Here is a 9351-nt window from a genome sequence, read left to right as displayed (position 1 = left end):
CAAAGGGTTGGTTCTCGTGCCCGAGATGAGCCTCGTTCCGCTCTACGAGGCTTGAGGCGAGGCACGCTCGAGATGAGGCGCCGCGGATCAGGTCAGCGGCGTCATCACTCTCTTCTGATACGCGGGTCTTTTCGACAGCCCCTCGTACCATTTCGCGAGGTGGGGGAGTTCGGGACGCGTGATCGGCATCGCGAACCAGGCATAGGCGAAGCAGCCGAGCGGAATATCGCCCATGCGGAGGCGGTCGCCGGAGAGGAACGGCTGCTTTGCAAGCGCCGCGTCGGCGATCGTGAAGAGATCTGAACAGGTCTTCATGGCCCGTTCGATCAGAGCGTGATCGCGATCGGCCTCTGCGGTGCGAACGACGTTCCAGAATATGTCACGAAAGGGGAGCGCGACGGATGCAGTCGCCCAATCCATCCACTTGTCGCCAATGGCTCGCTCCGCCGCATCGGTCGCGTAAAGCCCGCCCGTATCGTGCTTGGCCGCGAGATAACGAACGATGGCGTTCGATTCCCACACCACGACACCGTCGTCCTCGATGCACGGAATGCGGCCGTTGGGGTTGAGGGCGAGATAGCGCGGCTCGCCGACGATCCCAAAGGCGCCGCCCGCGTCGACGTGCTCGTAGTCCAGGCCGAGTTCATCAGCGCACCACAGCACCTTCTTGACGTTCGTGGAATTTCCACGGCCCCAAATTCTCAGCATTGTCTTGTTCTTTCCGTTCGTTGTGAGAGAGCCGCCTGTCGCGCGCTCACGCATAAAGCTTTTGCAGGTGGTCGACGATCGGTCCGACGCCGTAGCGGATCGGATCCGTCGCCGGCAGGCTGTGTTCGGCGGACACCTTGGCAAGATAGGTCCGCGCGTCCTCATCCGTCAGCGCCTGCGTATTGACCGAAATGCCGACCGGGCGGATGGCGGGATTCGTCAGCTGGCCGCATAGGACCGTGAGGTCGATCACTTCGGCAATCGAGGGTAGAGCGTGCTGGACGCCGCGCATCGTCTTTCGCGTCGGCTCGTGACAGACAACGAAGGCATCCGGCTGAGCGCCGTGCAGAAGGCCCATCGTCACGCCGGAGAAAGATGGATGAAAGAGCGAACCTTGTCCCTCGATCAAGTCCCAGTGCCCAGGGGCGGCGGCCGGTGAGATCCATTCGACGGCGCCGGAGATGAAATCGGCAACGACCGCATCGATGGCGACGCCGCGACCGGAGATGAAGATCCCGGTCTGGCCCGTCGCCCTGAAATCCGCATCGAGATTGCGCGAACGCATCTCCTTCTCGAGCGCCAGCACCGTGTACTTCTTGCCGACCGAGCAATCGGTGCCGACGGTGAGAAGACGCAGGCCCGGGCGCTTGGTGCCCTTGCCTGTCGCGAAGACCTGGTCCGAATGGCGGACGTCGAAGAGCTGACGGCCGGTGCGTTTCGCGGCCTCGGCGATCGCGGGCTTCGACCCGAGCCGTACGTGAAGGCCGCTCGCCACGTCCATACCGGCTTCGATGGCCTGAACGATGTTCAAAGTCCAGTGATCCGGCAGCACGCCACCCGCATTGGCGACGCCGACGATCAGCGTCTTGACGCCCTTCGCGGCGGCTTCATCGATGGTCATATCCGGAAGCCGGAGATCGGCGCCGCAACCGGGCAGCCGCATCTGCCCGAGACACCAATCTCGCCGCCAGTCCACGATGCCGTGCGCGGTCTTGGCGGCCAACTGATCCGGCACGTCGCCGAGGTACATGAGATAGGGCGGCTTGATTTCCATGATGGTCGATTCCTCGGGCGGCGGGTATTCGAGTATCGCGTCCGGACAACGCCGGCACCAATGCAAGTCTCGCATGGCGCCCCGGTGATATCCGACGGATGTCAGCTTGTTCGTGCGCTATGATGCAAAAAATGCCCCGACTGGCAATCGATCTCTCATTAATGTCGTTGGCGGCGCTGTTTTGCGTCCAATTCGTTGACCGGCGACGAGCCGGCAGTATGATTTCAAGAAAAGGGAGGCAGCCGAGAAATGACCAAGAGCGTGATGGTGGCGGAGTTCATGCATGAGACCAACACCTTCAGTATCCAATTGACCGGCGAGCCAGCCTTCCGCAATTCCTGTTACTACGAAGCAGACGAGGTTCCGACGGCGTTCAAGAGCACGCGGTCGTCCATCGGTGCTGCTTTCGAAGCGGGTGAACGGTTCGGATGGGACATCCGGCATCCGGTCGTCGCTCACGCCAATCCGTCGGGACGCGTCACGGATCAATGCTTCGAGAGAATCGCCGATCTGATCCTCTCCGCGTGCGACGGCATCGACGGCGCGCTGCTTCATCTGCATGGGTCCATGTCGACCGAAAGCCACGACGACGGCGAGGGAGAGCTGCTTAAGCGGATCCGCGCACGCGTCGGCCCCGATGTGCCGGTGATGGTGGTGCTCGATCTCCATGCGACCGTGACTCAAGTCATGGCCGACAACGCCAATGCCTTGATCGCGTATCGGACCTATCCACACATCGATCAATACGAGAGGACCTGGCAGGCGGCCCACCTGCTCGAGCGCGCCATGTCGGGTGCGATCTCGCCGAAGGTCGTCCTGGCACGGCGTCCCATCCTCTACGCTCTCGACGGTGGTCGCACCGATTCGGCCCCGATGATCGAATTGCTTCGTCGCGGCGCCGAGGCCGAGGCAGCGGGCGAAGCTCTCTCGGTCAGCATCTATGCGGGATTCTCGTCCGCCGACGTTTCCGATATCGGACCATCGGTGACCCTGTCGGTCGATGGCGATCAAGCCAAGGGACGCTCGATCGCCGATGGCTTGATGGAATACGCGTGGCAGAACCGCCATTACTCGACGATCCATTTCACGCCCATTCCGGACGCGATCGCCAAGGCAGCCCGACAGGACAGCACCGGCAAGCCCCTCATCATCGCGGATTACGCGGACAATCCTGGCGCGGGCGCCTATGGCGATAGCACAGTGCTATTGCGGGCTCTGATCGAGGCAGATCTTCAGAATGTCGGCTTTCACGCCATTTGCGACCCTCAAGCTGTTCTGGAGGCGCAGAAGGCCGGCGTCGGAAAAACCGTCGCCTTGGATCTCGGTGGGAAGGTCGATGCCTCCATCGGTGGGCCGCCGTTGCGGATCACGGCGCATGTCGCTGCCATCACCGATGGCAGTTTCATCGCCTATGGGCCCATGGGCGGCGGCGTGCGGCGCAATTATGGTTTGAGTGCGCTTCTGCGCATCGGCGGTATCGACGTCATCGTCATCAGCTACAACGGACAGGCGACCGATCTCGGACAGTTCACATCGCTTGGGGTCGACCCGGCTCGAAAGACCACGCTCGTCGTAAAGTCGATGCAGCACTTCCGCGCTGCGTTCGCGCCCATTGCGCGGGAGATCATCGAGGTCGACAGCGGTGCGCTGTGTACGAAGGATTTCCTCAATCGAGGTTACCGAAATGTCCGCCGCCCTATCTGGCCGCTCGACGATGTCTGACGTCCAAAGCATGAGCGATTGGCGAGCGAGTTTGGAAATCGAGCGGTTCATCGAGGGACCACTCCCGTTGCCGGGTCGGGCGGGCCATCTCTTTCGCGAGAGCCGCCCGTTTTTGAAGATGCACGGCCTTGGCAACGACTTCATCATCGTCGATGGCCGTGATCACGGATTTGTTCCAGACACCGCGTTTACCCGCGCGGTCTGCGACAGGCATTCCGGAATCGGCGGCGATCAGCTTCTCGTCATCGAAGCGCCGACGGTTCCGCACGCCGACGCACGCATGCGGATCTATAATGTCGATGGCACGGAAGCCGAAACCTGCTTGAACGCGACCCGTTGTGTCGCCTGGCTCGTGCTTCGCGAGGGCGCGCGGGACGAGATTCGGTTGGAAACGCTGGGCGGCGTCATAGGATGCCGTCTCTCGGCTCACGATCGCGTATCGCTTCGCCTCGCACCGGCCCGCTGGAACTGGTCGGATATCCCTCTGGCGGAACCGCGCACCAGTTCGATTCTCGACATATCGTCGGGTCCGTTGCGCGACCCGACGGCCGTCAATCTCGGCAATCCGCATCTCGTTTGCTTCGTGGCCGACCGCGACGCGATCGACGTTCCACGATGGGCTCCGTCCCTGCAAGGCCATCCGCTGTTGCCTCAAGGGGCGAATGTCGGTGTCGCGGAAATGGTCGACCCTGATCGCATCAAGCTCGTCGTTTGGGAACGACCGGGAATTCTCACCCGTGCCTGCGGCAGCGGCGCGTGCGCGGCAGTCGTTGCCGCGCGCAGTCGCAACTTCACGCAGCAAACACGGATCACGGTCGAGATGCCAGGCGGCTCGCTGGAAATCGAAGTGGTCGATGATGGTCTCGTTCTGACGGGCGATGTCGCCCTCGCGTTCGCCGGGTTCGTGCTTTTGCAGACGTGACATGATCCGCCCACGGCCCACACTTTCCCCTCGCAAACGTACCGCGTTCARGGACACGACGTCATGACAACTTCCGCAACCCAGCGTCTCGAACAGGCTCTCGCACGCAGCGAAGATCCTGATGGACAGGGCAAGATCGTGTTCACCAAATTGTATGCGGACGAGGCTCGGCGTGCGGCGGAGGCGGCCGATCGTCGCCTGAGCGCCGGCACGCCTTCGAGCCCGATCGATGGTGCGATCGTTTCGATCAAGGATCTCCTCGACGTCGCAGGGGAGCCGACGACGGCAGGATCGAAGATCCATCGTGACGCACCCAAGGCGAAGCAGGATGCGGATGTCGTTCGTCGGCTTCGCGCGGCGGGCGCCGTCATCATCGGCAAGACCAACATGACGGAGTATGCGTTCTCGGGCGTCGGCCTCAATCCGCATTACGGCACGCCCGGCAACGCCTACGACAAGAGCCGCATTCCGGGTGGTTCGTCCTCCGGCGCGGGCGTGTCGGTGGCAAGCGGCATGGCCGAGATCGCCATCGGTTCGGACACGGGCGGTTCCATCCGCATCCCGGCGGCACTCAACGGCCTCGTCGGGTTGAAGCCGACTCAGAACCGCGTCTCGCGCGACGGCGCCTTTCCGCTGTCGTTCACACTCGATTCTCTCGGCCCCCTGGCGACATCGGTTGCCRCCGTCGCTGCCACCGACGCCGTGCTCGCCGGCGAGCTGGGCGGTGCGCTGGCGAAACGCTCGACGTCCGGATTGCGGATCGGAATTCCACGCGGCTTCCTTTTCTCGGAAACCGAGGACGCTGTTTCGACGGCGTTCGAGCGAGCGCTGTCCCTGCTCTCTAAATCCGGTGCCCGGGTGAGTGACGAACAACTCGACGATCTCCTCCGCGAGTCCTCACGGATTCAAAGTCCGATCAGCTTTGCCGCGGCCGAGGCCCATTACGTTCACCGGGACGCGCTCGCCAACAGGGCGCAGGATTTCGATCCCTTCGTGCGCCAGCGGCTTGCGCGTGGGAACGAACTCGATGCGCCTGCCTACGTCGGAATGGTTCGCGAGCGGGCGCGTTTGATGCCGATGATCGATTTCCGCCTGAGCGACTTCGACGTCTTGGCTTTGCCGACGCTCCCGTTCGTCGCACCAAAGATCGCCGACGCGTCGGGCGAGGAAGCGTTCATGAAGATCAATGGTTTGATCCTGCGCAATCCCGCGGTCTTCAACTTTTTCGATCTACCGGCCCTGTCGCTTCCGCTGCCGCATGATGGGCCGCTGCCGATCGGGCTGATGCTGGTCGGCCAGCGCGGACGCGATCGCGACCTGCTCGCGATCAGCGCCACGGTGGAGGCGCTCCTCGCCCGCTAGGCAGGTTGAACGAGGTTGGCGAGGAGCCTGAATGCGCCGGGCACCAGTTTGTCGAGCTGGTGATGGAGAACAAGGCTGACATGAGTGTGTCGCCCACGTTCGATCTGGCCTGAGAGGAGGGCGCCGTTCAACGGCGCCTCGCCCCGGTCGCTTGTMGCCAACAGGGGTTGGTAGGCATCGTCCCACGAAGACGCAAAGTACAGTCCGCGCTCCTTGTCCCATCCGCCCCAATCGTCGGGTCCGATATTGTTCGGGCCCGTGAGAAGAGGATGCGCCGGTTCGAGGATACGGACAGGCGCAGACGGATCCGTCACGCGCCAGCGAAGGGAAGGCGAGCCGATGGTGATCGGCCGCGGCGGTGTCGTCTTGGAGTCCCATCCATCCGACGGCCGGTGATAGAGAGTCACGAGGTGGCCGCCCGCTTCGACGAAACGATGGAGGCGCGTCGTCGCCGCCGCGAGATCGGGGCGATTGCCGAAGGCGAAGATGCCGACGACGATCGTCGCGAAGCGGGACAGATCGCGTTGAAGCATTTCACCGTCGAGATCGGTGACATCAAACCCCAATCGCGAAAGCCATTGTCCGACGCGGTCGTTGCCGCCGCCGATATAGCCGATACGGATTCCCGGTGAGCGCTTCACGTCGAGCGCAAGCACGTTCAAGACCTCAGGGCGAGTTACCGATGTTCGGCCGATATGCGGATAGGCGATGGCCGTCGAGCGGTAGGCCGGCTTGTCCTCGATAATCGGGGAAAGACGATAGAGACCCGCGGCGATAGTAGTGGGCGGAATGATTTTCAGGTCTGAACCTTCGACGGAGACGCTCCAACCTGGAGGCGTGTCGAAGTCGATCACACCATTTTCGCCGCCGTGATTCAAAGTCGCCTTGACCGCAAATGCGCTTGCTGGTTCCGCAAGAGGGAGAAGAACAGCGTCGGGGTCCAGGGCAAGCGAGTGAGCCGGGGCGATGCGGAAAGGCTCTTCGAGATCGAGCAAACCTTCGACATTTCGTCCACCGACTTGCGCACGAACCAGAACCGCGACATCGCCGTTGCCGCCCAGCGCGCGAAAGTAAGGTGGGTAGGAGTTCGTCAAGGGTGCATCGTCCGCAACAGCGATGCCGTAGCGAACGAGGTGCCCTTCCTTCCGCGGGTTCGAAGCCGTGACGGTCGGCGGCAGCACCGGAGTGGCCGAGATGGTGCGATCGCGCGACGACAGCGCAATGTGAAGGATTCCCGTTCCGCCGGGCGCGATCGCTGTCGGCTCGCACCAGGCGCGCGCCTGGATGCCTTCGGCTTCCAGAATGACGKCGTCCAGTTCGCGGCGTTTACGCGTCAGGCGGTGGCCGTAGGCTTCCGCCTCGGATGCCGGTGTCGCGGCGAGCGCCTTGTCGATTTCATCAGCCGCCAGCGTTGCCGCGCGAACGATGTCCTGGCGATGGGGAAAAGCGATGATGGCGGCGTCGATCGCTTTTTGCGCAGCGATGAGATGTGAAGAGATCTCCGCTGGAAGGCCTTCGCTTTTTGCCAATGCCCCGATTGTCGCGGGTAACCCATCGCGCATGTCGGATTCGTCATCGGCCGCATCGAGCCGATGGAGAGACCATGATTGGGGCGGGTTCTCACGCCAGATTCCCATGCCTTGAGTCAGGTGCTGAGCGCGCGACCATTCGCCGATGCGTGCGAACGGGACGCCGGTCGCCGCATCGTCTCCAGGAGCCTGGACCTGAAGCGTGGTGTTGGGAGGCGGCAGTTCGTCATCATAGGTTCCGCCGCCGCCCGACCACGCTGGGAGATAGAATTTCGCCACGCGCCAGGGCGTCAATCCTTCTGCCAGATGCTCCGGATAGGCAGTCGGATCGGCAGCGCGTTCAACGGCGATTTTCGCCGCGCGGGTCATTGCGCGATGATGGCCATGCTGACCCGGGACATCGAGAAAGGTCGGGATGACGACATCCGGCCGCTCCTCGCGGTAAGCTCGCACGAGTCGTTCGATGATGCGATCTTCGCCCCAGCGTCCGAGCGTGTCGTCGCCGTTCTTGGAGAAGCCGAAATCGTGGACGGGATCGTTCGGCCCGTGGCCGAGCCAGACCACGTCGGCATCAAGAACGCGGGCGGCTGCCTCCATTTCGAGCGTGCGGACAATGCCGAGCGCGGCGCTGCGTTCCGGGCCGATGGCGTTCTGTCCGCCTTCCCCGCGCGTCGAGCACGCGATGACGATGCGCATTCCGTAGCCGAACCGCAATGCGGCCAGCATGCCGTTCGCCTCATCGTCCGGATGGGCTCCGGTGTTCATGACGGTAATGACCGAGGACAGACGTTCGAGCTTGCGATGCAGACGAACGAGGGCGGGATCTGCCATTTCCCTCGCGATTCGTTCATGAGCTCGCAGCATCGTTTCGTCCTTTGTCCTGAAATTCAGTGTGCGCCGTCGACGGTTCGCGCCATGGCGGTATCGAGCCTTGGCGTGACGGTTTCGAGAAGAGGCAGGGACGCAGCGCCGAGCGCCGCGGTCAGTTGGCCGGTCGCACCGCGAATGACCCGAGCGACCGATCGTTGCCCGCGGCTTGCGACGGAGCGGGGCAACGKCTCCAGCGCCGCAATCAAGTCGTCGAGAAGGGTGTCCGGCAGCGCGCCGCCGAAGACGATGCTCTCGGGATCGAACAGATTCTCCAGCGTGGCGACTGCGGGCGACAGATAGCGCGCGGCTTCCGCGATCCATTCCTTGATGATCGGGTGCCCATTGCGATGGAGTGCATCCATCTCAGCGGGGTCGTCGCACGCGATGCCGTCGTTCTTCAGTCGCTCCTTCAGCGCGTGAAGCGACGCATAGCGTTCGAGACAGCCGCGATTTCCGCACGGACAAGGACGCCCGTCCGGAGCGACGACAATGTGACCGATTTCACCCGCGTTGCCGAAGGCGCCGCGTAACGGACGTCCGTCGGCGACAATGCCGAGTCCGAGGCCGACTCCGAAATACAGCAGACAGAAGTTCTTCAGGTTCCGCGCGACGCCGTGGAGACGTTCGCCGACTGCGGCAGCCGTGGCATCGTTCTCGACGAGTGTCGCCCGGCCGATTGCTTCGCTGAGGACGGAACTCGCATCGAGACCCGACCAGCCGGGCAGGGTCGTCGGCCCGACGGAGCTCATACCCTCGATCTCGAATGGGCCCGGCATTACGACGCCGACGCCGAGCAGCCGCTCGTTCGCGCCGGGAACCACCGCGCACACCGCCTCGATCTCGGCTTGGAGCTGGCGCTTGATGGGCCCCGGAGCCGTCTTGCCGAGCGGCACGGTGCGATGGGCGCGAACTTGGCCGAGAAGATCGACGAGAACGGTCGCCATGTGATCCGCGGCGATTTCCACACCGACGGTCATGCCGCCGTCCGGGTTGACGATGACCTGGACGGGAGGGAGTCCACGCCCCGACCGGCGCCGGCCGCATTCGAGCAGGAGCCCTTCCTCGAGCAATTCGCCGACGATGTTGGACACGGCCTGCGAGCTGAGATGGGCGAGCCGGGCGATCGCTGTCCTGCCGAGTGGTCCGTGAAGGCGAACGGCATCCAAGATCACCCGCCGGTTGTG

The 9351-nt window shown here is 63.3% G+C and carries 7 protein-coding genes; 3 read left to right on the top strand and 4 right to left on the bottom strand.

The window, feature by feature from the left end; all coding sequences use genetic code 11:
• Positions 1-87: 87 nt before the first annotated feature.
• Entirely contained in the window at positions 88-708 is a 621-nt protein-coding gene (locus AC1DT3_RS05890) for a glutathione S-transferase family protein (RefSeq protein ID WP_477464316.1), read from the bottom strand.
• A 46-nt stretch (positions 709-754) separates the two neighbouring features.
• Positions 755-1762 (bottom strand): N-acetyltransferase DgcN, encoded by a 1008-nt coding sequence (dgcN, locus tag AC1DT3_RS05885; RefSeq protein WP_477464315.1) that lies wholly within the window; start codon positions 1760-1762, stop codon positions 755-757.
• 249 nt (positions 1763-2011) lie between these two features.
• Here dgcN and AC1DT3_RS05880 point away from each other — a divergent pair, with 249 nt between their 5' ends.
• The 3 genes from AC1DT3_RS05880 to AC1DT3_RS05870 all read left to right on the top strand — a co-directional run bounded on the left by AC1DT3_RS05880 (position 2012) and on the right by AC1DT3_RS05870 (position 5768).
• Positions 2012-3484, top strand: a complete 1473-nt coding sequence (locus AC1DT3_RS05880; protein ID WP_477464314.1) for a M81 family metallopeptidase — start codon at positions 2012-2014, stop codon at positions 3482-3484.
• Positions 3485-3494: 10 nt separating this feature from the next.
• Positions 3495-4406, top strand: a complete 912-nt coding sequence (dapF, locus tag AC1DT3_RS05875) for a diaminopimelate epimerase (protein ID WP_477464313.1) — start codon at positions 3495-3497, stop codon at positions 4404-4406.
• A 63-nt stretch (positions 4407-4469) separates the two neighbouring features.
• A complete protein-coding gene (locus tag AC1DT3_RS05870) occupies positions 4470-5768 on the top strand; it encodes an amidase (protein WP_477464312.1) in 1299 nt (432 codons plus the stop codon).
• Here the strand turns inward: AC1DT3_RS05870 and AC1DT3_RS05865 are convergent.
• Both AC1DT3_RS05865 and AC1DT3_RS05860 read right to left on the bottom strand, forming a co-directional pair.
• Positions 5765-8128, bottom strand: a complete 2364-nt coding sequence (locus AC1DT3_RS05865; protein WP_477464311.1) for a PIG-L family deacetylase — start codon at positions 8126-8128, stop codon at positions 5765-5767. The genes AC1DT3_RS05870 and AC1DT3_RS05865 overlap by 4 nt on opposite strands.
• Positions 8129-8184: 56 nt before the next feature.
• A partial coding sequence (locus tag AC1DT3_RS05860; protein WP_477464310.1) for an ROK family protein occupies positions 8185-9351 on the bottom strand: 1167 nt, incomplete at its 5' end.

The sequence above is a fragment of the Microvirga sp. P4_G7 genome (assembly GCF_056401005.1).
This window is presented reverse-complemented; position numbering and strand designations above follow the sequence as displayed.